Source organism: Akkermansiaceae bacterium (genome assembly GCA_024233115.1).
Taxonomy (GTDB): domain Bacteria; phylum Verrucomicrobiota; class Verrucomicrobiia; order Verrucomicrobiales; family Akkermansiaceae; genus Oceaniferula.
In genome coordinates, this window is sequence record JACKQB010000001.1 from 509611 (window position 1) to 535286 (window position 25676).

At 56.0% G+C, this 25676-nt stretch carries 21 protein-coding genes; 15 read left to right on the forward strand and 6 right to left on the reverse strand.

All coding sequences use genetic code 11. From position 1 onward, the window contains the following. Positions 1-9: 9 nt before the first annotated feature. The 3 genes from H7A51_02160 to H7A51_02170 all read left to right on the forward strand — a co-directional run bounded on the left by H7A51_02160 (position 10) and on the right by H7A51_02170 (position 4255). Positions 10-2448 (forward strand): PIG-L family deacetylase, encoded by a 2439-nt coding sequence (locus tag H7A51_02160; protein MCP5535018.1) that lies wholly within the window; start codon positions 10-12, stop codon positions 2446-2448. A 62-nt stretch (positions 2449-2510) separates the two neighbouring features. Beyond that, entirely contained in the window at positions 2511-3704 is a 1194-nt protein-coding gene (locus H7A51_02165) for a DUF5009 domain-containing protein (protein MCP5535019.1), read from the forward strand. Continuing rightward, positions 3701-4255, forward strand: a complete 555-nt coding sequence (locus tag H7A51_02170; protein MCP5535020.1) for a hypothetical protein — start codon at positions 3701-3703, stop codon at positions 4253-4255. The genes H7A51_02165 and H7A51_02170 overlap by 4 nt, the downstream gene beginning before the upstream one ends. A gap of 76 nt (positions 4256-4331) precedes the next feature. On the opposite strand, the gene H7A51_02175 is transcribed toward H7A51_02170, so the two are convergent. Next, positions 4332-5231, reverse strand: coding sequence for a helix-turn-helix transcriptional regulator (locus H7A51_02175; protein MCP5535021.1), 900 nt, complete (start codon positions 5229-5231; stop codon positions 4332-4334). A 128-nt stretch (positions 5232-5359) separates the two neighbouring features. Here H7A51_02175 and H7A51_02180 point away from each other — a divergent pair, with 128 nt between their 5' ends. Both H7A51_02180 and H7A51_02185 read left to right on the forward strand, forming a co-directional pair. Further along, positions 5360-6130: a sugar isomerase domain-containing protein gene (locus H7A51_02180; protein ID MCP5535022.1), complete on the forward strand. Its 771-nt coding sequence runs from the start codon at positions 5360-5362 to the stop codon at positions 6128-6130. A gap of 32 nt (positions 6131-6162) precedes the next feature. Beyond that, positions 6163-7194: a hypothetical protein gene (locus H7A51_02185; protein MCP5535023.1), complete on the forward strand. Its 1032-nt coding sequence runs from the start codon at positions 6163-6165 to the stop codon at positions 7192-7194. 46 nt (positions 7195-7240) lie between these two features. Here the strand turns inward: H7A51_02185 and H7A51_02190 are convergent, their stop codons facing one another. From H7A51_02190 to H7A51_02205, 4 genes are all read right to left on the reverse strand, one after another. Further along, a complete protein-coding gene (locus H7A51_02190) occupies positions 7241-8824 on the reverse strand; it encodes an arylsulfatase (protein ID MCP5535024.1) in 1584 nt (527 codons plus the stop codon). Between the two features lie 48 nt (positions 8825-8872). Continuing rightward, complete coding sequence (locus H7A51_02195) at positions 8873-10330, reverse strand: sulfatase (protein ID MCP5535025.1); 1458 nt, start codon at positions 10328-10330, stop codon at positions 8873-8875. 103 nt (positions 10331-10433) lie between these two features. After that, a complete protein-coding gene (locus H7A51_02200; protein ID MCP5535026.1) occupies positions 10434-12986 on the reverse strand; it encodes a protein kinase in 2553 nt (850 codons plus the stop codon). A 237-nt stretch (positions 12987-13223) separates the two neighbouring features. Further along, complete coding sequence (locus tag H7A51_02205; protein MCP5535027.1) at positions 13224-14267, reverse strand: IS5 family transposase; 1044 nt, start codon at positions 14265-14267, stop codon at positions 13224-13226. Between the two features lie 221 nt (positions 14268-14488). On the opposite strand from H7A51_02205, the gene purM reads away from it, so the two are divergent. From purM to H7A51_02245, 8 genes are all read left to right on the forward strand, one after another. Next, positions 14489-15481 carry a phosphoribosylformylglycinamidine cyclo-ligase gene (gene purM, locus H7A51_02210; protein MCP5535028.1) on the forward strand — a complete coding sequence of 331 codons (993 nt, stop codon included), beginning with the start codon at positions 14489-14491 and terminating at the stop codon, positions 15479-15481. Between the two features lie 39 nt (positions 15482-15520). Then, positions 15521-17446, forward strand: a complete 1926-nt coding sequence (locus tag H7A51_02215) for an amidophosphoribosyltransferase (protein MCP5535029.1) — start codon at positions 15521-15523, stop codon at positions 17444-17446. A 180-nt stretch (positions 17447-17626) separates the two neighbouring features. After that, positions 17627-18277 carry a PEP-CTERM sorting domain-containing protein gene (locus H7A51_02220; protein ID MCP5535030.1) on the forward strand — a complete coding sequence of 217 codons (651 nt, stop codon included), beginning with the start codon at positions 17627-17629 and terminating at the stop codon, positions 18275-18277. A gap of 247 nt (positions 18278-18524) precedes the next feature. After that, entirely contained in the window at positions 18525-19184 is a 660-nt protein-coding gene (locus tag H7A51_02225; GenBank protein ID MCP5535031.1) for a DUF805 domain-containing protein, read from the forward strand. A 60-nt stretch (positions 19185-19244) separates the two neighbouring features. After that, complete coding sequence (locus H7A51_02230) at positions 19245-20321, forward strand: HD domain-containing protein (GenBank protein MCP5535032.1); 1077 nt, start codon at positions 19245-19247, stop codon at positions 20319-20321. 128 nt (positions 20322-20449) lie between these two features. After that, positions 20450-21130, forward strand: a complete 681-nt coding sequence (locus H7A51_02235; GenBank protein MCP5535033.1) for a sigma-70 family RNA polymerase sigma factor — start codon at positions 20450-20452, stop codon at positions 21128-21130. Continuing rightward, a complete protein-coding gene (locus tag H7A51_02240) occupies positions 21127-21387 on the forward strand; it encodes a hypothetical protein (protein ID MCP5535034.1) in 261 nt (86 codons plus the stop codon). The genes H7A51_02235 and H7A51_02240 overlap by 4 nt, the downstream gene beginning before the upstream one ends. Positions 21388-21469: 82 nt before the next feature. Beyond that, entirely contained in the window at positions 21470-22369 is a 900-nt protein-coding gene (locus tag H7A51_02245) for a mechanosensitive ion channel (GenBank protein MCP5535035.1), read from the forward strand. A 245-nt stretch (positions 22370-22614) separates the two neighbouring features. Here H7A51_02245 and H7A51_02250 read toward each other — a convergent pair whose 3' ends face one another. Beyond that, positions 22615-23364, reverse strand: a complete 750-nt coding sequence (locus tag H7A51_02250; GenBank protein ID MCP5535036.1) for a hypothetical protein — start codon at positions 23362-23364, stop codon at positions 22615-22617. A 243-nt stretch (positions 23365-23607) separates the two neighbouring features. Here H7A51_02250 and leuC point away from each other — a divergent pair, with 243 nt between their 5' ends. Then, positions 23608-25020, forward strand: a complete 1413-nt coding sequence (gene leuC / locus H7A51_02255; protein ID MCP5535037.1) for a 3-isopropylmalate dehydratase large subunit — start codon at positions 23608-23610, stop codon at positions 25018-25020. A 24-nt stretch (positions 25021-25044) separates the two neighbouring features. Beyond that, entirely contained in the window at positions 25045-25641 is a 597-nt protein-coding gene (locus tag H7A51_02260) for a 3-isopropylmalate dehydratase small subunit (GenBank protein ID MCP5535038.1), read from the forward strand. The last annotated feature ends 35 nt before the right edge of the window (positions 25642-25676 follow it).

The following is a 25676-nucleotide window of genomic DNA, read 5'->3' on the forward strand; positions in this document are numbered from 1 at the left end:
ATCCACATCATGAAGGGTTACATCACTATTGTTTTGGTATGCTACTTGAACCTATCCGGATCGCTCACGGCAGCCTTGGTAACCTGGAGTCAGCCTGCGGGCTTCACTAACACCAATCAAATCAATACCGATGGCACTCTGGTGGAAGCGAAGAACCTCGGCGGTTCCTCCTCCGTCACAATGAACGGAGTCAGCTTCTCCGATGCCAGCAGCGTGCAATACACATCTCCCGGAGGCATTTACTACAATGTTGGAAATTACACCGGATCAGCCATCACCGGTCTCGACCTTGCCGATACCGAACTCTTGTTGGATACACTGGAATTTGGCTCCGGAGACGGCAACTCGGCCTTTACCCTTACTGGTCTTACTCCAGGCAAATCTTATCTGGTGCAAGTGCTGCTCTCCCGGGATCAGATGAATAAAACCATCGACCTGGGTTATGCAGATACTGTGGGAGGGACTGAAGTTTATACCGTGTTTGCGGTGCCCTATGGCAACACAAATGCGTCAGCCCAGATGGCAACAGCCACATTCACCGCCAATGCGACATCTCAGGAGCTTCATTTCCGGAGTTCGAGTGGCTTCAACGCAGAAGTCTGCGCCCTCCAGTTACGACAACTCCCGCAGTTCGATCAGGACGGGGACCAACTTCCGGACGCCTGGGAAAGATCCTACGGACTCGATCCCAATGACGACGGAACGATCGATTTCAACCATGGGGCCGACGGCGACCCCGACAGTGATGGATCTAACAACTACGAAGAATACCTGCGCGGCACTGACCCGAAGGATGCTGACTCAGACAATGATCTGCTGCTTGATGGTGTGGAAACAAATACGGGAACCTATGGCGGCGCATCGGATACCGGCACTGACCCCAACGATGATGACACGGATAATGACGGGCTCAAGGATGGGTATGAGGTGAACACCTCCCTGACCGACCCGACTGACTACATGGACCCCGACCCCTATGCTGATGCCGATGATGATGGCATGCCTAACATTTGGGAAACTAACCATGGGCTCGATCCCGCTGACGATGGCAGCATCGATCCTGACAACGGTTACGAAGGTGATCCGGACGGCGATGGACTTCCCAATGGTGAAGAGTATTTTCGCAGCCTCCCCTACCACGACGGCGTTGCATACACATCATACGACCCTCAGGTGAATGAATTCACGGATCATGCCTGGGAGCAGCGGCCAGGCAAAGCGCACCTGATGGTCATCCATGCCCACCCGGATGATGAAGGTATTTTCATGGGAGGCCTGATATCCTACGCTACCCAGGCCAGAAAGCTCAACACCGTGGTCGTCAATATGGTCAGCTCCCGCAAAGCCAACAACCCCAACACCCGGGAAACCGAGCTGCGCAATGCATGCTGGGCCTACGGATTACGCAATCATCCCATCAACCTCAGATTCATGGATCACGCTCAGCTCAACGACAGGGATAATGTCATTTCCGCATGGGATGCATGGGACGGGGATGATGCGGATGGCGTGGCTGATGCCAACGGCAACGGGATACCCGACGGTCGGGAAGCCGGAGCGCTTGCGATAGCAAGCCAGATCCGCCGTTACCGCCCCGAAGTTGTGGCATCGCACGATCTCGGGGGCGAGTATGGTCATGGTGCCCATCAGGCGACCGGGATCTGCGCCGTCGACGCTTACAGCATGGCTGCCGACCCCACACTGGAAATTGACGGACTCCCCCCCTGGCAGGTCAAAAAACTCTACCTCCATCGCTACGGCAGCAACCGCCTTTTCCATGATTACTGGCAGGACGTGACGGTGGACACAACGGGAAATGGCACCCCGGACAAGTCCCCCTTCCAGATGGCCAATGAGGGTCTTGACTTCCATGTCTCCCAAGGAAAGCCCAACGTCTCCACGATCTATCAGACGGGGGAGGTGCCATCTGATTGGGCTCCGCATGTGTCCGAGGAATGGGGACTTCACTCGACCGAAGTCGGGCTGGACACCACCGTGTCTGTCGCCTTCACAGAGGGCACCGGCTCCTACGACCCATCCTGGGCAAAGGGGGATTTCTTTGAAAATCTATCTGTATTTCCAGACACCGATTCGGACACTCTGGCAGATGCCTGGGAAATGGACCAATTCGGTAGCCTGTCGTTCGGCCCCGCAGCCAATACCGATGGTGATCCCTTCAGCCATGCCTTCGAATTTGTCGCTGGTATGAATCCGAATGCACCTGACGCCGACCCGTTGACTCTAACGTCTAGTTATGTCCAATTTACGCCACCAGCGGCAAGCGGTCCCGGCTACGACGGTCTGACACGCCGTTACAGGCTGTGGCGATCCACCGACTTAGGCTCGTGGAGTGTCGTCGCAGAGGGAATCGCCAATGGTTCAACCATCACCCATGCCCTTACGGGTGGCTCCCGTGAGTTTTTCAAACTCGAATTCATTCTTGAATGATAGGTTAGCAAGGACTGTGTCATCACCATTCCATCAACCATGTTGCATTACCTAACACGATTATGACTGCTGAAACCGATGAGGAGAAACCGTCAACCGATGACGAGCCCACCACGACTTCGGAGCAATCTAACAATGAAGGGTCTTTCGTCAAGTCCAAGCGGCTCAAGTCACTTGATGCCCTGCGCGGTTTTGACATGCTCTGGATTGTCGGTGGTCACACCCTTGCCGGAGCCATGGCCAAATTCACCGATTGGGAATGGGTCAAATGGTTTTCCGGTCAGCTGCACCATCCGGGTTGGAGTGGATTCACTTTGTATGATCTCATTTTCCCCCTCTTCCTCTTTCTAGCAGGTGTTGCCATGCCCTATTCGTTAGGTAGACAGGTCGAGCTTGGAAAATCAAAATGGCAGCTGCTTAGAAAAGTCGCTGTCCGGGCAGCCCTGCTCGTTTTCCTAGGTGCTGTTTATAACGGGCTGTTTGCATGGAAGCCGCTTGCGGATACCCGCCTGTGCAGTGTGCTGGGCTATATCGGCCTCGCTTATTTCTTTGCCGCCCTAATCTACCTGTTTAGCAACACCCGTCACCAGATCATCTGGTCGCTGGGTATCCTCTTTGGTTACTGGGCGGCCTTGATGTGGATTCCTGTGCCCGGTCACGGGGCAGGAGTATTGACACCGGAAGACTGTATCACCGGCTTTATTGATCGCTCGTTGCTGCCATGGAAATTCAATATTGCGGGGCAGCTCTACGATTCCCAGGGCTTGTTTGTCACCATTCCAGCGATCGTCACCGCATTGCTGGGAGCGCTCACAGGGCAATTTATCAGGCACACCAAACTGAACCCATTTGCCATTGGCGGAATTCTGATTGCCGCCGGAATCGTCTGCTACGGTCTTGCCAAACTCTGGGGCACGCAGCTGTTCATCAGCAAGGAACTCTGGAACCCGACCTTTGTGCTGCACTGCGCCGGATGGAGCCTGATGTTACTCGGTATATTCTACCTGATCATCGATGCCCTCGGCTTCTGGCGCTGGTCGTTTTTCCTGATCGTCATTGGTATGAACTCGATCACGATCTACCTCGCTGTGCGCATGGTCAACTTCCAACACACCTCCAATTTCCTATTTGGCGGTTTGATCAGCAAGTTTGGAAGCCCCAGCCTCCAGCCCGTCCTGGCTTCCATTGCCTACATTCTAACATGGTGGCTGGTGTTGCTGTTCATGTATCGTAAAAAAATCTTCCTCCGAGTATGAATCACGCTTTCAAAAAATATTTGACCATCAGTGCATCCTTTGTGCTCAAAACCCTCCTCGTTGCCGTCCTCATCCTCGGGCTGGGATGGTCGCTGATGCAGCTTGCCGTTTGGAAAAACAGCAAACCTGTGGTCGAAGCCAACGCGGATGGCACCATCACCCTGACCGCCGACGATGCAACGATTATGGGCAGCGGTGGTGCCAAAGCCAATCTCCACGCCGGCAGACGCAATATCGGCTGGTGGGATCACACCTCCCAATCACTCGAGTGGAGGGTGGATGTCAGGGAGGAGGGCAATTATCGCGTGATGCTCGATTACGCACTGCCCGCCCGTATGAAAACAGACTGCCGGCTCAAAGCCGGTGGCTCTTCGCTGGATTTCAGCACCGGCTCCACAGGCGGATGGGCCAAGTGGGACACGCTCGAAGCCGGAACCATCAAACTCAAGGCAGCCAAGGGGCAGCTCATTCAGCTTATCCCCACGCAAATTCATCAGCCTGCGGGAGTCATGAATTTTGCTGAACTCCGGCTGATCCCTACAGATGAATGAAGTGACAGGGGAACACTGACCGCTTCAGGGTGACTAGAGGTATGCCTTGAGATTTTCTGCAGGAATATCAAACCCACTAAGACAGCTTGTTTTTATGCATCCATTGGCTGGGTGATACCCTGGTATAGCGCTTGAAAACTGTTGCGAAATACTGCGATGAGCTAAAGCCTAACAGCATGGCCAAATCGGTTATGCCCGGAGCGTTCGGTCGCGACAATATCCGCTGGGCTTCGATAATCCGCCGATGCCTTATGTATTCCGCTGGTGGTAAGCCTGTCTCATCCTTGAATTTTGTATGGTAACGACTTGGCGACATACCGGCCGCTGCAGCCAGCTTGCCCGCGTCTAACTCGGTATTGGATAAATGGTTTTCGATATATTTCAAAGACTTCATAACCGCTTCGGATGTATGCTGGTCCGATCCAGCTCCTAACACATCATACAAGCTAAGCAACAGCAGCCCGCAGTGCATCCATAATTCGGTCAACACCATCGGGTCGGAACTTGGTAGGTCAGCTTGAAAGAGACGGGTTAGACGAACCCGGGCTTGTTTGGAAATAGGAAACCTTCTGGGGGATTGCGGGTCTACCGCCTTACTCCACCACCTGTCCGCAGCATCCTGCTTGAAACCGGGCAAACAAATTTTCCTGCCTATCGGGGCATCCACGACCAACCAGTAAAACTCCCCCCGCTGTTCAGGCAACCCAGCGCTGCTATAGACGGAACCCGGCAAAAAACGAATCCCCTGGCCGCCGCGCAGTATCAGGTCCTGGCCATCGACGCGATACCTCTGCAAACCGGAGATTAAAAAGCCAAACACTAAACGCTTACTGCTTTTCTGCTCAGGAATCGGAGGCATGGCATGATCGTAGTGATAGTGCCCCAAGGCGGAAACATCCCCGTCCAGGCAGGTACGCAAATCAATGATCGTCCGATAGCGGGTTGTTTTTAAATCCAGCCAATCCTCCTCAGCCATAGTGGTGACAAGTAGAGGGTGCACTGGATCAAGTCAACCAGGCATTCGGCAAGATGTTTGATATTTTACTGTGTAGAAAATCGAACGCTCAAACAGGGCCGGGCTGCTATACTTACGCGCATACAACCATGACCCATAACACCGACATCAAGACCGACCGCCGTTTCCTCGACACCTTTAACGGGCTCGCCGAGCGCTTTGAGGGTGAAATGGGAGAACAACTCCTCGCCGCAGCCCAACTCATGGCCGACGCCATTGAGCAGGACCGTTTGATCTATATCTTCGGTGGCGGTGGGCACACCTGCCTCGTCATGCAAGAGCTCTTCTGGCGTGCCGGGGGGCTTGCGAACCTCTGCCCGATGATCGACTTTGCCATCCACCCGGTGACCCCGGCCTATATGTATCTCTCCCACGAGCGGATGCATGGTGTCGGCGATGCCTTGGTCGATTACTACGGAGTGGATAAAGGGGATGTCATCCTCGTTTTCCATAGCTATGGGTTCAATGCTCCCACCATCGACTGCGCCCTGCGAGCCAAGGAGAAGGGCGCCAAAGTGGTGGGCATTTCCTCCAGCGACTGGCACAATTCCATACCGAAAGATTTTCCGATCCGCCATAACAGCGGAAAAAACCTCTTTGATATCGCCGACATCTGTATTGATGACTACGTGCCCTATGGTGACACCGTTGTTGAAGTGGAGGGATTCGCCCAGCCCATTTCCGGGATTTCCAGTACGATCGACTTCTACATTGCCCACCGACTGGAAATCGAATGTGTCAAAGCCTGTGTCGCCCGTGGTGTCCAGCCGCCGGTCTGGTCGAGTGCCAACATCCCCGGGGGCGACAAGAAAAACGAAGAGCTGCGTAAGAAATACAACCCACGCGTCAAGTTCCTCTAAGCTAAATCCTAACAACTAACCGCTGAATCATCATGGCCGTTACAGAAACAGGTGTCAGCTACTACGGGATTTCCTACCCTGAGCATGCGCGCAAGGATTTCGAGGAAATGAAGGCGCACAACTGTACTGCGGTGTTACTCGCACTCACCGAGTTTGACATCTTTTTCTGGAAACACAATATCCCGAGGATTGTCGATGAAGCCAAGAAACTGGGCTTCAAGGTTTATCTCAACACCTGGGGGGTGGGTAAATTCTTCGGAGGTGAGCCACCTTCGCTTTTCCTTCAGGAATGCAGTGTCGAGGACCGTCAGTGGTCGGCCCTGACCGGCGAGCCCCTTGCGGCGGCCTCACCGAGTTCGCCCGCGTTCCGCGAGTATTTCTGGGGGCTTCTCGAAGAGCTCGCCCGCACCTGTGATGCCGACGGCTTCTTCTGGGACGAGCCGCATTACGCGATGCCCGTTTACCCGATCAGCTACCAGAGCACGACCGATTTCACCTGCCGGAGCCCGATCACCCAGGCGATTTTCAAGGAAAAGTACGGCTACGAAATGCCGAAGACGCTGACCAAAACGGTGCAGAAGTTCCGTTTTGACCAAGCCAACGAGATTCTCAGCGAGGGAAGCCGTATTGTCAAAGCCATCAACCCGAATCTCTCGGTGACCCAGTGTTCGCTGCCTGCCGACAACCACTTCTACTCGTCCTACGCGCGTGGATTCGACAACTGGGAGCAAATCGCCTTCAACCCGGACTACGATGTGTTTTCCACCTCGATCCTCGTCGACGGCAACGACCCGATGGTCGCCCATCGCAACCTCGCCAGGAAAACCGTCGAGCTGGCGCGCCAGAACAACAAGCCGTCCCAGCGCTGGATCCAGTCGTTTTTCCGCTCCCCGGAAAACCTGGAAACCCTCAAGGACATTTGTAAGGTCTATGCGGAAGAGGGGGTCGACTCCATCTTCTCATGGACCTACCGCGCTGGAAAAGGAACCCTGCTCCAGGCACCTGACCCGGATGCCGTCTGGAAAATGCTCGGTGAAGCCTACGGCGAGGTTTTGGAAGGCTGAGTGGCAGGAAAATAATCAAGGTGGGCAGTCGCATGCAGGGTGATTTCTAACGTGCGGCTTCGGGATATGCTTTAAGCAGCTTGGCGTTGAAGGCGGGCACCGGGGTGTCGTTGTCCTGCCTGGGGCCGGGGGTGGTGCGGCCGGAGGTGATGGCCGTATTGACAGCCTGGATGAGAGTGCTGACAAGTTCGGGGTTTTTCGACGCGAGGTTGGTTTTTTCCGCGGGATCGGCTTCGAGGTCGAAGAGTTGGACGGGTAGGAGGTTTTTGTTTTTCCATGCCGTTTTAGGCATGGGGGCCGACCAACCACCGGAGCCGGGGCAGAGGCAGAGTTTCCATTTCCCCTGGCGGATGGCGAAGGATCCATTGATGGAGTGATGGATGGTGAAGGGGCGGGCTTTCTGGTCGTCGCCTTTGAGTGTGGGTAGGAACGAGAAGGAGTCCACGGCACCCGATTCCGGGATACTGGAGGCTTTTCCGATGGCATCCGCAGCGGTGGCAAAAAAATCGGTGGTGCAGATGGTGCGGGTAGAGGTGGTGTTCGCCTTGACCCCTGCTGGCCAGCGGACAATGAAGGGCACGTTATGGCCGCCCTCGTAGATGTCGGCTTTGTGACCGCGGAGATCGCCGTTAGGCTTGTGCCCCTTTTTGACAAGGTTGGGGATCTTGGCGGCGGGTGAGCAGCCGTTGTCGGTGGTAAAGATCACCAGGGTGTTGTCGGCGATCTTATTGTCATCGAGTGCCTTCATGACCTGGCCGACCACCCAGTCGGTTTCCATCAGGAAGTCGCCATAACTGCCGATGGGGGATTTCCCCTGCCACTTTTCAGAGGGCACAATGGGGGTGTGCGGGCTGGTCAGGGGAAGGTAGAGGAAGAAGGGTTTGCCGGGGTCCTTGGCGCGTTCGTTGATGTAGCTAACAGATTCGCGGGCAAAGTCCCGGAGGCAGTTGACGGCCTCGAAGTCAGCGGCGGCCGCACCTGGTCGGTGAAAGGCTTTGACGTGGGTGGGGATGGAGATGGCTTGGTCGTTTTTAAGATAAACATAGGGTGCCATGTCGAGTGAGCCTGCGATGAAAAAGGACTGGTCGAAGCCCAGCGTGGTGGGGCCACCGCCTGCTTTTTGAGTGAAATCGATATCCCATCCCGCGCCGTGGGTTTTGTATTTTCCGGGGTGTTCCGGTATGCGTGGTTTATCGAGGTAAGTCCACTTGAGGCCGAGGTGCCATTTCCCGACGAGGGCGGTGTGGTAGCCGTTTTGTTTGAGGAAGGCGGCCACGGTGAGACGATCCTGGGTGATCATGGGCCCCCGTTTGTCGGGCGACCAGATCACGGCGCTTTTCAGCCATGACCGCCAGTTGTAGCGACCGGTCATAATGCCGTAGCGGGTGGGGGAGCAGACCGAGGATGATGTGTGGGCGTCGGTAAAACGCATGCCCTCCTTGGCGAGTCGGTCCAGGCAAGGGGTGGCGGCCTTGCCGGTGGTGTGGGAGACATCGCCCACGCCCATGTCATCGGCGAGGATGAAGATGATGTTCGGGGGGGGAGACGCTTGCGCTCCCTTTTGGTCGTCCGCAGGGGCAGAGACAAGAGGCAAGAGGCAAGCTAGAAGGTAGAGGATGGGACGGTTCATTGGTTTTTGTGACTTGGAATTTGGATCCTGCGGCTGCGGGATTGGAGTTTAATCGCGTGGTGTCGTGTTGTTAATCCACTCGTTGAGCTCTTTGTCCAGAGCCTTGACCTTGTCGGGGAATTTCTCCGCGAGGTCGGTTTTTTCACCGAGGTCCTTGGCGAGGTTGTAGAGCTCGTGGGTTTTTCCCTTCTCAAAGTGGATGAGTTTCCAGTTGTCCTTGCGGATGGCGTGGGACGGTCTGTGGCCGGAGCCGTGGCCGTGCGGGTAGGTCCAGTAGAGGGCGCGTGACTTGAGGGTGTCGTCCGGGCGGGTGTTGAGGTCGGACGCGAGTGAGTGTCCGTCGAGGTGTTGCTTCGGCTGCAGTGCCTGCCCGGTCAGTTCTAACAATGTTGGAAAGAGGTCCATGGTGATGCAGGGGGTGTCCGAGCTGCGCGGGGTGATTTTTCCGGGCCATGAGATGATGGTGGGGATGCGGATGCCGCCTTCATAGTTCCAGCCCTTGCCGGAGCGGAGGGGGAGGTTGCAGGTGGCGCCGGGGTTGCTGATCAGGTGGCAGTAGCCGCCGTTGTCGGAGGTGAACACGACGATGGTGTTGCTGGTGAGGCCCCGTTTTTCGAGATGGTCGAGCACGCGGCCGATGTTCATGTCGAGGTTTTCCGTCATGGCGGCGTAGGCGGCATGGTCCTGGCGGCCGCGGGAGACGGTGTTGTAGCGATCCGGGATTCGGGGGGTCGGGGTGTCGCCGTAGAGTTTTTCGCGTTTCTGCCGGTACTTTTTCACCAGTTCCAGGGGGGCTTGAATGGGGGCGTGAACGGCGTAGTGGGCGAGCTGGAGGAAAAAGGGGCGGTCTTGGTTGGCGTCAATGAAGTGCAGGGCCTGGTCGGTCAGGGCGTCGGTGAGGTAATCGCCTTTTTTACCCTCGGAGAGGTCGGGGACATCCCAGTAGGTTCCCCGTTTGCTCACCTTGGAGAAGGGGTAGAAGTAGCTCGCGGGCTGGCCGGCGCGATTGGTGGCCTTCATCCAGGTGAAGCCGTGGGATGTCGGTAACTGGTCGTCCTTTTCCCCGAGGTGCCATTTCCCCGTGTAACCGGTCTGGTAGCCGGCGGCCTTGAATGCCTCGGCGATGGTGGTTTCCTCCTTGGGTAGTGTTTTGTTAGACGGCTGGTTGATCCAGTTGGTGATACCGACGCGCTGTGGCGCTTTGCCTGTCATCATTGCCGCGCGGGTGGGGGAGCAGACGGCGTGGGCGGAGTAGGCCTGGGTGTAGCGCACTCCGTTTTGCGCCAGCTTGTCGATGTGGGGGGTCTCGTGGAAGGTGGAGCCGTAGCAGCCGAGGTCCGCCCAGCCGAGGTCGTCGATGAAGAAGACGATGACGTTGGGTTTTTTGATAGAAGCTTGCACTCCCTTGGGGTCGTCCGCTGGGGCTTGCACTCCCTTGGGGTCGTCCGCGGCCAGAGAAACAAAGGATAAGACGAGGGAGGCGAGGGGCAGGATGATGTGTTTCATGATGTATCGGACGTGTATACAGAGAGTTTTTTGGTTTGATGTAAAGAGCTGTCTTCGTCAGGTCTGAAGACCTGCCCTTTGGCCGCCGCCCTGTCCAAGCTGTCTACAGTCCAAGCAATGAGATGAATTTCTTGGAGTCATCACCGATTTTCTCGACAGAGTCCTTGATGGTGTTTGCCGCTGGGTAGTAGCCCGTTTGAGCTAGTTCAGCGGCTTTTTTAAGGAGGCCCTGGGTGTAGAACTCAAGGTGGGCCTTGAGTTTTGCCTGGTAATCCGTGTCGAGTTTATCCAGCGACTTTTCAGTTTCCTCATGGACTTCATGGAAGACCTCGGGGGCGCGCTCGGGGATCTCATCGGGCAGTTCCCCGGTTTTTTCGACTTCGTCCATGGTTTCGTTGACGAGGTTGACGATGTAGTTGGCGCGATCGCCGCGTCCGCCTCTGCCGCCACGGCCCGGGAAGTTAGGGACTTCATATTTCTTGGCAGCCCGTTTCATGGCGCGGACGTATTTATCAATGAGGGCCTTGCGGTCCTTGTCGTATGCCCTGACATCGGGTTCGACGCGATCCTTGATTTTCCGATTCACGGAGTCCAGCCATTTATCAAGATCGAAAGTGACGACAGTGGCCGCAGGCTTTGGATGGCTCCACTCAATGAGGGTGGCATCGGCTTCGCCTTTGGAGCCCCGGGAAGTGACCCATGACTGTGGTTGATCCGATGCGGTCATCAGCAGGCGATTGTACGAGGGGTCGCTTTTAGGTTCGCCGGGTTTCCATCCGGATGAGTGCCAAGGCTCGCGTGTGGTCCATTGCCACGGGTCGGTGGGTTTAAGAAGAAAGCCGCCAAGCCAGTAGCTGGATTTGGCAGAGAAGGTGGTTGCCAGCCATTGGTTTTCGACTGGAGAAGAGGGTACCGCCAGTTGGGCACGGTAGGACTTGGCAAGCTGGTGTGCGTTTTCCCATGTCGACGACTGTGGGATGAGCAGGAAATGGGATTTCTGGTAGCTGCGCGTGCCGACGGGGTATCGGGCGTTGTGGACGCCTTCCTTTTTCACGCTTTCCGAGGCCCGCTTGAGCTGGGCCTCGAGTGTACATGGATTGGTGCCGTCATTGCGCCACTGGAGAACATAAGCGAGTGATTGGTCGGGTTTGGCGCTTGCTAATCCTCCTTCGGGTGTGAGTGATAGATAGCGGTGTTCTTTTGAAGTGGCTTTGATTTGGTCCCGGCCGTTCCATTTGGAATCGTCGAGCCACTGCCACTGTTCCCTGGCAGCGATGCCGGCACCGAGCCAGATCGATTCCTTGATGGCCAAGGTATCCAGCAGCCATTTCCTGTTTTCAGCACTGGGGGCGATGGCGAGATGACCGCCGTGTTGCTCGGCAAAACGCAAGGCATCATGCCATGTCATTGGCTGTTTGAGGTAGAGGTAGTGGCTGCCATTGTGCTCGATGGTGCCCTCCGGAAACTCGTCCCTGGCGCCAGCTGCAAGTTTTCCCTTGAGCTGGGCGAGAGCTTCTTGCGGACTCGTTTTTCTTGGGGGCGGTTTGATTTCCGGGGTGGTATCGGTATGCTCCGGCTGGATTTCGGGAACCGGCACGGGGCTCGGCTCTGGCTCTGGTTGTGGAGTCGGGAGGGGAGGGGTTTGAGCCGTTGGTGTCTGGGTGGATGAGTTGTCTTTGTTCTGCGTGAGAAAAAATGCAAGCACCCCCAGAGTGACGATCCCGAGAACTGTCAGGGTGACGACGGTGCTGGATGTTGCTTTCCTGGGTGTGACCACCACGTGTGAAGCGACTGGTTTGGGTAAACCGGCGGCAGGTGTGAGGTTCAGTCGGGTGACAGCGGGGGTCGACTTGAGGGCTTTTTCCAAATCGTCCGCCAATTCACCCGTGGTGGCGTAGCGAAGTTGCGGGTCTGTGTGCGTACTACGGGCGATGATGCGGTCGAATGCCAACGCACATCCACAAATGGAAGAGGCGGGTGTCCTTGAGCCGTCTGGCAACGATCCGGTGAGTAGCTCGTGGAGCATGATTCCCGTAGAGAAAACATCAGCCCGGCGGTCGACCGGCTGCCGGTGAATGACCTCGGGGGCGGTGTATCCCGGGGTGCCGTAGATAATGTCATCGGCGGAAGCAGTTGCGTTCAACGGGCTGGCCAGTCCGAAGTCGCCGATCTTGGGTGTGGCGTCCGGGGAGAGCAGGATGTTGGCTGGTTTGACATCGCGATGGAGGATGCCGGAGGAATGCGCATGGTCGAGGCCGCGGCAGATGGCAATGACGATTTCGGCCGCTTGGGTGGGGTCGATGGACTTGCCGTAGGATGAGTGGTAGAGTGATTTTCCTTGGACAAATTCCATCACAAGAAAAAGCATGCCATCCACTTCACCAAAGTCGTAGACCCCGATCAGATTGGGGTGGTTGAGGCGGGCCATGGCTTTGGCCTCTGCTTCAAACGAGGCCCGGAACGCGGGGTCTTCACCGAATTCGCGCGGGAGGATCTTGATGGCGACAGGGCGGTCGAGCGAGATTTGGCGAGCCTTGTAAACGGCTCCCATACCCCCTTGCGCAATGAAATCCTCGATCTCGTAAGTTGGGAAAAGCGGCTGTAGGTAGTCGACAGACGGTGCTTCAAATTGATTGGACGGTGTAGGCGCTTCCATGGATATCAAATGTCGAGGGTAGGTGAGGTCTCAAGGGTAAACCGCCGCAACCGGGGAACGTTGTGTAATTAGGGCACCTCTAAAAACTGACGTTTCCACCATATCATCATCTACCGCCGGTTTTTAAAGTTGTACGGGCAGGTGACGATGTAGTCTCGGGGCTTTTATGAGGTGGTTCGGTGTTGTTGGTTGCTGGCTTCTTACGTTTGGGAATCGGGTTGCCCCTTGTTTTGGCTGTTAACGAGCTAACAGGGCGTAGCGATCCATGTTGTAGGTGAGGTTGCAGAGGTGGTTGTGGCTTGTCACCCGCCTCAGGCCAATGCTCCGGCAGAGGTCGGCTCCCATTTGCGCCATCCGACCGAAGACGTGCTCCACCCGCACACGCATCCGGCTGATGGTGTGGTTGGTTCTGAGTTCCTGTTCTGTCAGCGGCTTGTTCCTGTGGGATTTGCGCATGAGGTGTTCTTCCGCGTTGATTTCCTCTAACACGTATTCCTCGTTCTCTTCGCTGTGGTAGGCACTGTCGGCTAGCACGGCATTGTCCTTCTCATCAAGGAGTTGTTTGAACACCCGGCTGTCGTGGACTTCCGCTGAGGTGGTTTCGCTGCAGATAATGAGTTTGCTCTTCAAATCCACCTTGGCGTGGTTCTTGTAGCCGTAGTAGCTTTGGTTGTTCTTCTTTGTCCAGCGGGCGTCGGTGTCTTTCTGGCGTCCGACGGATTTGTTGGTGTCAAATTCTTCGGGGCGTCCGCCTTGCTTGATTCTTTTGTTCTGGCTGCGGGTGTTGCGCTGGCGCGGGGCCTCGGTGAAGCTGGCGTCCACAATGCTGCCTTCACGGGCGATGAGGTTTTTCTTTTCCAGTGCCGCAGTGAAGGCATCGAACAGCCGACGGCTTCCTTCGCGGCTGTTTTCCTCGATACGTTCCTTGAAGACCCAGATGGTCTTGGCATCGGGGTAGTCGTCGCCCAACTGAAGGCCAAGGAAGTGCAGGAAGCTCAGGCGGTCGCCGATCTGTTCCTCGGTGGCGTCATCGCTGAGGCCGTGGTATTTCTGGAGGATGAGCACTTTGAGCATGAACACGGGGTCGAAAGGGGGGCGGCCTCCCTTGTTCCAGTCACGGTTGGCGTAGCCGCAGAGTTCCTCAAGTAGCGGGCGGAACCCTTCCCAGTCAATGATATCGCGCAGCTTCAGGATGCCGATTTCACGTTTCGCCACCGCCTGCTGGTGTTCGATGGCCGAGAACAGGTTGCCTCCCTTGTCTTGCTTCCGGTAGTTGCTCATGCAGGGAGTTTCGCTGCATTGCCTTTGTTAGGAAAGGTTAAATGAGCGCGCAGGGGTTTTTAGAGGTGCCCATTAGTAGGGAAATGTATGACATGACAGGGGCTGGCAATGCAAACTTTCTCCGCGGGATTGTGCCCGGACACAGGAACTTGAAATAAACCATTGCCAGTCCCCTACATGCTGCTACAAAACTCTCTCAAGAGCTATTCAGCTATCCATTTATGTCGGGCAAACTTACCTACAAGGAATCAGGTGTGGACACTAGAGAAGCGGCAGCCCTGGTCGGGGACATTGGCGCACATGTTCGCAGAACGCAGCATCAACGGCAGCTCTACGGGGCTTTTGGCCTTTTCGCCGCCGCATTCGATCTGAGCGATTACCAACAACCCGTCATCGTCACTGGCTGTGATGGTGTCGGCACCAAGCTCGAGCTTCTTCTGGAGCACGACGAGCTGGAGGCCGCAGGCAAGGATCTCGTTGCCATGAGCGTCAACGATATCCTGACAACAGGTGGTGATCCTCTGCTCTTTCTCGATTATATCGGTATTGCGGCTCTGGACAAACCCCTGATCACTCGCCTGATCGCTGGAATGTGTGACTACCTCGAAGACTGTGGCTGTATTCTTGCCGGTGGCGAAACCGCGGAAATGCCGGGTATTGTGCCCGAAGACGTGGTCGAGCTTTCCGGATTCTGCATTGGCTGTTGTGAAAAACCCGACCTCATCGATCCTACCCGGATCGCGACGGGGGATGTGCTGATTGGTTACGGCTCGGACGGCCCTCATGCAAATGGCTGGAGCCTGATCCGCCGCGTGCTCGCCGAGCATGGTGATGCGTTTTCCAAGGAGGAAATCGTCAGCCTGCTTGCCCCGACCCGACTTTACCACGATGTCGTCGCCGATATCAAAACCGCTGGCGTCAAACCCAAGGCGATGGCCCACATCACCGGCGGCGGACTTCCTGAAAACCTTGAACGGCTGCTCCCCAACCACGGTGCGGATATTGTCATTCCCAACTGGGACAATGCCGCCATGCAAAAGCTCTTCGAATTTGTTGATGCCGAGGACAAATTCCACACCTTTAACATGGGCTTTGGCTGGGTAGTGATCGTTTCTCCCGAAGAAGCCGACAGTATTCTATCAGCTGGTCCGGGAGGTGTGAAAATAGGCACCATCACCGACACCCACGGCGTGCGTGTAAGTATGGAGTCGTAGTCCTGCCAACTCACAACGGATAACTGATACCCGAACTTCATGAGCGATCCACTGAAACACGAATGCGGCATCGCCGTTGTGCGCCTTCGCAAACCTCTCTCCTATTACCAGGATAAATACGGGACGGCTCTCTGGGGGGTGAACAAGCTTTTCCTGCTCATGGAAAAGCAGCACAACCGGGGGCAGGACGGTATCGGTATCGGCTGTGTGAAACTCAACATGCCACTCGGGCAACCGTATATTTTCCGTCGGAGAGACGCAGCCAAGGACTCGATGGCTTCTGTTTTCAGCAAGGAGTTGAAGAGCTTCAACAAGATGGCCCGCAAGGGGATTCTCAACCCCGGAGATCCTGAGTCCGTCAAAAAGAAGTTTGATTTCGGTGGCGAGGTTCTGATGGGGCATCTCCGTTACGGTACCTCGGGAGAGTTTGACTCGGGCTCCTGCCATCCCTACCTGCGCCGCAGTAACTGGCCCACCCGGACCCTGATGGTGATGGGGAACTTCAACATGACCAATGCCGGCGAGCTGAACAGCAAGCTGATGGACCGCGGCCAGCATCCGGTGTTTGGAACCGATACCCAGACGGTGTTAGAGGAGATAGGTTTCCACCTCGATGAGCATCATACCGATCTCTATCACAAGCTGCGCGATGAAGGGGTTGACGGCCGCGAGATCCCCAGGCTGATCTCGGAACAGATCGACCTGCCAGCCATCCTCAGGGACTCGGGAGAGCCGTGGGATGGTGGTTATGCCATCAGTGGTGTGGTTGGCAATGGCGATATGTTTGTCATGCGCGATCCCCGTGGTATCCGCCCGTGCCACGTCTACCAGGATGATGAAGTGATTGCATTTGCCTCCGAACGGGTGCCGCTGATGACCGTTTTTGAGGCGCCCAAAGAAGAGGTGCGGGAAGTCGAGCCGGGCACGGCGACCATTATCCGGCGTGATGGTTCGCAGAGCACCCAGCGCTTCCACGACGAGCGTCCACCAAGTCCTTGTTCCTTCGAGCGCATTTATTTCTCACGCGGCAATGATCCTGCGATCTACCGCGAGCGTAAGGCGATGGGGGCGGCCCTGGTCGACCAGGTCTATCAATCGATTGGCTCCACTTTTGAGAAATCCGTTTTCGCCTTTATTCCTAACACCGCGGAAACCGCTTATTACGGGTTCTTGGACGGCCTGCGTCTGCTCCGCCGTCAGCAGGTGCGCGCCGAGATCATGGATGCTTGTGAAAAAGGAGTCCTTACCGAGGAACTGCTGGATGACCTCATCATGCGCAACTGGCCACGCGGCGAAAAGGCCGTGCACAAGGACATCAAGATGCGCACCTTTATTTCCCAGGAAAAAGGACGGGCGCAACTGGTCTCCCACGTCTACGATATCACGTACGATCTCGTCAAGGAGGGGGACGCTCTGGTCGCCCTTGATGACTCGATTGTCAGGGGGACAACACTCAAGGAATCCATCTTGAAGATTCTCGCGCGAACGAACCCGCGCAAAATCGTGGTGTGCTCCACCGCCCCCCAGATCCGCTACCCGGATTGCTACGGCATCGACATGTCCCAGCTGGGTAAATTCATTGCCTTCCAAGCGGCGGTCAATCTGATCAAACGAGCGGGAAAAAGCCAACTTCTCAACGATGTCTACCTGGCTTGCAAAGCCGAGCTCAACAAGCCGGGCGAGGACCGGGTGAATCAGGTGAAACGCATCTACGCAAACTTCACCGACGAGGAAATTTCCGCCGAGATCAGTCGGATGGTCTACCCCGAGGACCTCGACTGGCATGGTGAGGTGGAAGTGATTTTCCAGACCATCGAAAACCTCCGTGCCTGCATCAAGGGGCCGTGTGGCGACTGGTATTTCACCGGCGACTACCCCACACCTGGAGGTTTCGCCACAGTCAACCTCGCCTACGTCAAGTGGTTCGAGGGGGCGGATGGCCGCAGCTACGACCTGCCACTTTGATTCGGGAGTGAATGATGCGCTGGTCGTGGATTCGTGACTAAAAACAACTTGCTTTCCTTGGGCGGTTGTTGTAATCCCAGTATTAGCTCGATGCGGGTGGTTGCAGATATGTGTGTCAGGACGTATCTATCACAAAGCATCCTCCCCTGAAACCACACATCAACTATACATATGAAAACAATGACATATCCCCTATTCATTACAACGGTACTTACAGCACTTACCATGTCGGCCAACGCGGCAGTTGTCGCTTTCCATGTTTCTGGGAACAATAACGGTGCCTTGAGCTACCCGGGTGTATTGGACACCACTACCAGAAACTGGAGTCAGATCGGATCGCAAACTGACACATCGGACTCCGTGGCATTGGATGCGATGACCGTGACGGCAACGGTTGACTCGGGTACATGGAGCTATCAAAACGACACCGTACTCGATGTTTTTGACCGTAGCTACTATGCCCAAGGCACTCCCATGAATGTCACCATATCCGGTCTGGATAATGCCCAGACGTATAATCTGGCGGTATTCATGCGTCGGGCCTTTCTGGATCGCGGAGCTTTGGCTACGGTTAATACGGTCGGAGCCACCAATCCGCCGGCCGAGGGAACCACGGGAGATGATGCCACTTCCTATATTGAGGGCACCAACTATGTTCTCTTCGAAGGTCTCAGCACGGATGGCGCAGGAAACATCACCTTTGCCATGACAAACGGGGTGGATAACTTCACCGCATTCAACGGCTTTGAAATTCAAAATGTGCCTGAGCCATCATCCGCCGCCCTGCTGGGGCTTGGCGGACTTGCGCTGATCTTGCGTCGTCGCCAATAACACCATCCCAACCAACACTTTAAAACCCTGCCTCCGCATATCAGGAGGCGGGGTTTTCGGGTAAATGGTGTCAGAGCTTTTCTTGGGCCAAGCTACGGACCATTACATACCACACAAGGTCTTGTCATGATGTTAGTGATCCAGGGTGTCGTCGGCAGACATTGCAAAGGCGGAAGTCATCAGCGACCTCCCTAATTGGTTGAGGAATTGAGTTGAAATAACCGGGTAATTCCAACTTAATCCAGCCATGAACGCACCAAAGCAGTGGTATTACGTGGACGGCGGGGGACAACAGGTAGGACCCATGCCCATTGAGGAGATCAAGGGGCATGTCTCCAACGGATTGGTAACAGCCCGGACCCTGGTCTGGTCGGAAGGGATGGCCGACTGGTTGGCCGCATCAGCCGTGGACGGTATCCTGTCGGCTCCGGCACCCGCGCCACAACAAGCCCAGGCCAACCTGGCTGCACCGCTGGCTGCGCAGTCGGCTCCGGCGCAAGTCAATCCCTACAGCACCCCGCAGGCGAACCTGGGCATGGCAGCGGGCATACAGGCCAAGCCCGGCTTCTGGGCCATGCTGTTTTCTTTCCAAGGAAGAATCCCCCGCAGGCAGTACTGGGGTTACACGTTTTTGGTCGTCGGAATTTTTTATGCCATCGTGATTGCTGCCTCAGTGGTTTTCGGTGAGCAGTCCAACATCACCATCGCCATCGCGCTTGGGTTATACATTCCGCTGATCTGGTCATCCATGGCATTGCAAGTGAAACGCTGGCATGACCGTGATAAATCCGGTTGGATGTACCTGGTGAATTTTATTCCTTTTGTGGGGGGGATCTGGGCATTTGTCGAATGTGGTTGCCTCCGCGGTAGCTTCGGCCTGAACAATTACGGTGAAGATCCCACCTAGTTCGTTACCGGAAACAAATCCGGGCTTGAGACTACGGGCTTACAGTTTACGCTGGGGCCCGTGAAGCATGTTACGATTTCCCAACTCAGGCTGAGCACCGGCGCAGACCCGCTGGTCGCCAGCTTTGACGCCCAGCTTGAACGCAAGGCTGAACGCGAGACGAAAACGGGGAAACCCTACTACGAGATCACACTGGTCGATGGCACCGGTGACATGAAACTCAAGGTCTGGGAAAACAGGCCCCAGTTCCGTGCACTCCAGGAGCTTCCCGACGGCACCTTGCTCCGGTTCAGCGGCGAGTGGACGCAGAACCAGTATGGGATCGATTCCTCGAAGTGGGACATGCGCCTGCTCAACGAAGGTGAGGGCGCGGACTTTCTGGCAGGTGATCCCGAAACAAGGGCGCGGCAGGATGCCGACTGGGCGGATGTCGAGCTGATGCTCAATGGCATCGCCGACCCCCGGCTGAATGAAGTCTGCGCCGAATTTGTCCGGCAGTATGGCGACCGGTTTCGCCGGAGCGCCGCGGCCCGGAAAAACCACCACGCCCGCCGGGGTGGCTTGGTTGAACATGTTGCGCAAATGATGCGTGCGGCCCAGGCGATGTGCTCGGTTTACCCCAAGCTGAACAGGGACCTGATGGTGGCCGGCGTCCTGTTTCATGATTGTGGGAAAATGTGGGAAAACAGCTATCCCGAAGCAGGGTTTACCCAACCGTTCAATCTGCACGGTGAGATGTTGGGCCACATTCCGCTGGGGATCGAGACAGTGAACAAACTCTGGCGCGATTTGTTGGAAAAGCCGGTCGCAAAAGGCTGGGGGGAGCTTGAACCCGCAACCGAAGAGGTTCACCTGCACCTCTTGCACCTTATCGCCAGCCACCATGGCACCCACGAGTGGGGGTCGCCGACCTTGCCCCGGACCCCCGAAGCGATGGCACTGCATTACATCGACAACATGGATGCCAAGTATGAGATGATGCGCATGGGATACGAAAGCTCGCCCGAACTTGCACCCGGAATCCAGGAACGGCAATTTCCATTGCCCGCCAGCCTGGTGACTCCGCTTGCCCATTTTCCAGCTCGATCTGTCGAGCCCGCTTCGGGCGACACCTGTGCCGGGGATGAGCTTTTCTAGCAGGAGCCAACCGGGATAAGTGGGCCTGGCCGGTTAAGGCGAATGAAGGCGGCGCATGGAATATTATCCCCCTAAAAGACTGGTATCTTTTTGCTTGGCTGCTAGGGTTTCACCAGTTTCACAACAACGTGACCAAGCCTCTACGCATTGTTTCTGCCGCAGATGAAGCGGATTTGGACAAGCTCTCGGATGAAGAGCTGGTCCAGCTGTGCCAAGACCAGTTACCCCACGACCTTGCCGCATACCGGGAACTCGTAAAGCGCTATGAGGGGCTCGTTTACAATCTGTGCATGAAATTTTTAGGCTCCCGTGAGGATGCCGAGGAGGTGGCGCAAGACTCGTTATTACAAGTGTTTCACAAGATCCACCAGTTCCAGGGGAGGGCCGCATTCAAGACCTGGCTCTATAAAATTGTGCACAATTACTGCCGTAACCGCATCAGTAGGATTATAAGAAAGCGTGAAGTGCAGGAAGCCTACGAGGAACATGCCAAGGAGGATCTGCCGGTCGCCAGCTTTGAAGGTGCCGATTCCTCGGAAAAAAGTGCCCGTATCCAGGAAGCCCTCAATAAACTCAAACCCAAGGAAAAGGAAATCATCGTCTATAAATTCATATCAGGCATGACGCTGCAGGAGATATCCGATGTGACAGGCATTGGTGTCTCAGCCGCCAAGATGCGTTACTACCGCGCCCTTGAGTCGTTCAAGGAGGCCTACGAACGCACCGGCAAGAACCTGCCAGCGGCTCCCGTTGCCCCGACTGAGCTACCCTCTTCCCCAGCCACGAACCAGCCACCCAGATTATCATGACCCCAGCTGACGCCATACCCATCGACGAGGCCCAGATCCACCTTCTTTTCAAAGAGGCGGGTCTGATCCAGAGCGAGGATGTTGCGCATGTTCCCGACATGCGACGCGTGGACGCGGTGATCGAGCGGGCCATGCATGAATGTGTGGTCAAGGACACGACCTCGTTTATTTTCAAGGGTTTCCCCGCTGTGATAGCCGGCATGATGGCCGTGGCTACAGGCTGTGTGGGGCGTTCGGAAACGGATTATAAAGCCTGATGTCCCCTGGGGCCGGTTGTGCTGCCCCTCCCCCCCCAAAAAAAATTCCAAGTGATTTGAAACCTGAACAACGCGTAAAACAATGCACCTGATAGCCGCTGCGACTGAAACACCCGCTACCGCCCCCTCGCTGGCGGGATCGACCGAATTTACCTTTACGACCTTTTTTGAGAACATCAGGGATGCCCTCATTAAAATGGCCGAGGACTTTGCGGAATTTATTCCCAAGATCCTGCTGGCCACGGTCCTGCTTTTCCTCGGTTTTGTGTTTGCCAAGTTGATGGCCAAGGCGGTGACCGCGGCATTTGCCAAGCTCGGGGTTGATAATTTACTGGAGCGCTCCGGTGTCACGGGTGTGCTCCAGCGTGCGGGCATCAAGGCAGCTCCGGGTGCTTTCCTGGCGAAGCTGCTGTTCTGGGTGACCATGCTCTTTGTGATCAAGATCGCGGCGCAAGAGGCATCGATCAAGGATATCTCGGACATCGTCATCAGCATCATCGCATTCATGCCAAACGCGATCACCGCCGCGCTGATCATGCTGGTAGGCTTTGTCGTCGCCGACATCATCAAGAACACCGTTTTCAACGCACTGGACGCAGCCGGGCTCGAATACGCCCGGACACTTTCCAAGATCATCTTCGGCTTTATTTTCATCCTCGTGCTGACGGTGGCCCTGGCCAAGATCAACATCCAGACCGAGTTGCTGAATGCCACGGTGAAGATCATCCTCGCCGCACTCGGCCTCGCCCTGGCGCTGGCTCTCGGACTGGGCCTCAAAGGCATGGCCCACAGCATCGTCTCCGGTGTCTACTCGCGCGATATTTACAAGGTCGGCACTGAGATTGAGTTCGATGGCGAAAACATGACCGTATCCGGAGTCGGACCGGTGACCACCAAGCTCAGGCGCGCCGACGGCGGCTTCGTCATCGTCCCCAACGAAAAGCTGATCACCGAGCCTGTCCGGGGCCGTAGTGCATCCTAGATACCGGGGCCGAACGCTACGCAATAGTACGTAAAAATCTGGGGTGGAAACAGGTTTTCCGCCCCTTTTTTATTTTTTGACTCTTTTCTGTGACCCTGGGCAATTCCCGTGAATCTATTAGGGTGTTCCTTCGGGAACGTGCGTTGTTGTTCCTCCTCCCCCCAGAGGAGGGCACGGGCGGGAGTCGGAGCGATCCGGCTCCCGTCTACTGTTTTCAAGGGGTAGGTGAGAACCATCAGGCCCGGCTATTCGGTGATGGGGTTGCTTATCCTGGGAGCGCGTGGTAGCCGTGGGGGGGCAGGTGGAGAGGGGAGTTTGCAACCGGTCACTCCCCCTGTGTCCTCCATCAGATCGACATATATTTCACGCTCAATTCCGTGGCTGCGCAACAGGTTGATCAGATCAATGTAGCGTTGATACGGCGCCTCCCCATCGATCCATACCTGGAACACGGGCTCTTGTGCACCTGCACGGGCGACAGCTTGATAGGCTTGGATCCGCTGCCTTAAGCCGGGTAATTCATGCGACTCGGGAGTTGCGTTGATCAGTTCCTGTCCCGGACCGCTATGCACATAAACCCAACCATGTCGATCCACCTTGATCAACATGGATGCGATGACGGGCAGACCGCATCCGTAACCCATGGAGATTTGCGTATCGAAAGCCAGCGCATACTCCAAGGCGTCCGGGTGCATCGGGTGTTGCCTGACGGCAAAAAGAAATACATCGATCCCCGCCTTCGCGGCTGTGCGGATCGCAGCACGCACTTTCTTGAACGCAAGCCCTTCGTCGGCCTCGATAAGAACAACGGGGTTGTGCCCCTGACTATGAAAATTTTCTCGGGCTGCCTTGATCTGGTTTTCAATTTTCTCAAGGTCATCCGTCGTTGTTCCTCCCTGGACGTTCCATCCAAGGTGGCTAGTCTGAACCTCGATGAAATGAACCTGCTTTCCCTGGATCTTATGGGCCGCCGATGCTACCGGCAGATGCGGCATGGCCGGATTGTGTGAAGCAGGAGGCGGTTTGCCTGGGGGCGCTTTGTGACAGCCCATGAGCAAGCAGGCTGAAACCAATGCCCAACAAACGGTTCTCATACCATCAAGACGCCGGAGGCCAGTGTTTTCTTAGAGCTTGTGTACTTTGGCGAAAATAAACCCGAGGGAATCCACATTTGCATTTCGGGTGAAATAGGTTATGCGTTCGCTCACAAAGATCGACGCATCATGGGGGAAAATATCATGGGGAGGAATTTATATCAAAAAGTGTGGGACGAGCATACGGTTGGCACGCTCGCAGACGGACGTACCCAGCTCTTTATCGGCACACATTTGATCCACGAGGTCACCAGCCCGCAGGCCTTCGGCATGCTTCGTGATCTGAACCTGCCGGTGAAATACCCGCACCGGACGTTTGCCACGGTCGACCACATCGTGCCCACCGACCGCCAACAACGCCCTTTTGCAGATCCGCTGGCGGATGCCATGATTACCGAACTCCGTAAAAATGTTGAGGAGTTTGGTATCACCTACTTCGACCTCGCATCCGGTATGCAAGGCATTGTCCACATCGTGGGGCCCGAACAGGGGATCACCCAGCCGGGGACCACGATTGTCTGCGGGGATTCCCACACAGCTACCCATGGTGCCTTCGGTGCGATTGCCTTTGGGATTGGCACGACCCAGGTGCGCGACGTGCTGGCCACCCAGACCATCGCGATGGAGAAACTCAAGGTCCGTCGAATCAACGTCGACGGCGAACTTCGGCCAGGTGTTTACTCCAAGGATGTGGCACTGCATATCATCCGTTTGTTAGGTGCCAATGGCGGTATCGGCTACGCCTACGAATACGGTGGCAGTGTCTTCGATCACTTCACCATGGAAGAGCGTATGACCGTATGCAACATGTCCATCGAGGGGGGGGCACGCTGCGGTTATGTCAATCCGGACCAGACAACCTTCGAATACCTGAAAAACCGCCCCTATGCCCCCAACGATGGACAATGGGACGAAACCGTCAAGCGTTGGGAGTCGTATGCATCGGATGCTGATGCCCGCTACGAGGACGTCGTCCATATCAACGCAGCCGAGATCGAGCCAACTCTGACATGGGGGATCTCACCCGATCAGGGGATCGCTATCTCTGGAACGATACCCGATCCTGAAAATGCGAACAGTCAGGCAGAACGGAACTCCATCGAGGAGGCCCTGGCCTACATGAAGCTCCCTGCCGGCACTCCGATCAAAGGGACGCCCATCGATGTCGCCTTTATCGGTTCCTGTACCAATGGCCGGATCTCCGACTTCCGTGAGGTGGCGCGGTATCTTAAAGGTCACAAGGTTGCCAAGGGGGTTACAGCCCTCGCTGTGCCCGGCTCGCAAATCACTGCGGCGATATGTAAAAAAGAAGGGATCGACCGGATTTTCACCGACGCCGGATTCGAATGGCGTGCCGCAGGCTGCTCGATGTGCCTGGCGATGAATCCCGACAAATTACAGGGGGATCAACTCTGCGCCTCCTCATCGAACAGAAACTTCAAGGGCCGACAAGGCAGCCCCACGGGTCGCACCGTGCTGATGAGCCCCCTGATGGTCGCCGCCGCCGCCGTCAAAGGAAAACTGGCCGACGCCCGTGAAGTCTTTTCCGTTCACTAACATCCATTTCAACTCCCCCGCATTATGTCCATACCATCTATCAAGCAAGTTGCCGGCACGGCGGTCTATGTCCCGGGTGCGGATATCGATACCGACCGCATCATCCCCGCACGTTTCCTGAAGTGCATCACCTTCGACGACCTCGCGGAAGGTTTGTTTTATGACGTCCGTTTTGATGGCGGGGGAAACCCACTGGGTCACCCGATTGATGATGCGCGTTTTGCGGGAGCCTCCGTGATGCTGGCCGGACCTAACTTTGGTTGCGGCTCATCGCGTGAGCACGCACCGCAGTCGATTTACCGTTCCGGTTTCCGCGCCATCATCGCAGTGAGTTTTGCCGAGATCTTTTTTGGTAATTCCACAGGGATAGGCATGCCGTGTGTCTGCGCCACGATGGGGCAGATCGAAACCATGGCTGCCGCTGTTGAGGCTGAGCCTAAGCTGAAAATCAACATCGACCTCGAATCCATGACGGTGCGTTACGGGGAAACATCCATTCCTGTCACGATGCCGGATTCCGCACGCGAGGCACTGCTGTCCGCCCGCTGGGACCCAATTGCCGAGCTGCTGGGGAACGAGGCCGCTATCGACGCCCGGGCGGATGCCCTGCCTTATGTGTAACATGACCGGGACGGGGCATGCCGACAGAGCATATC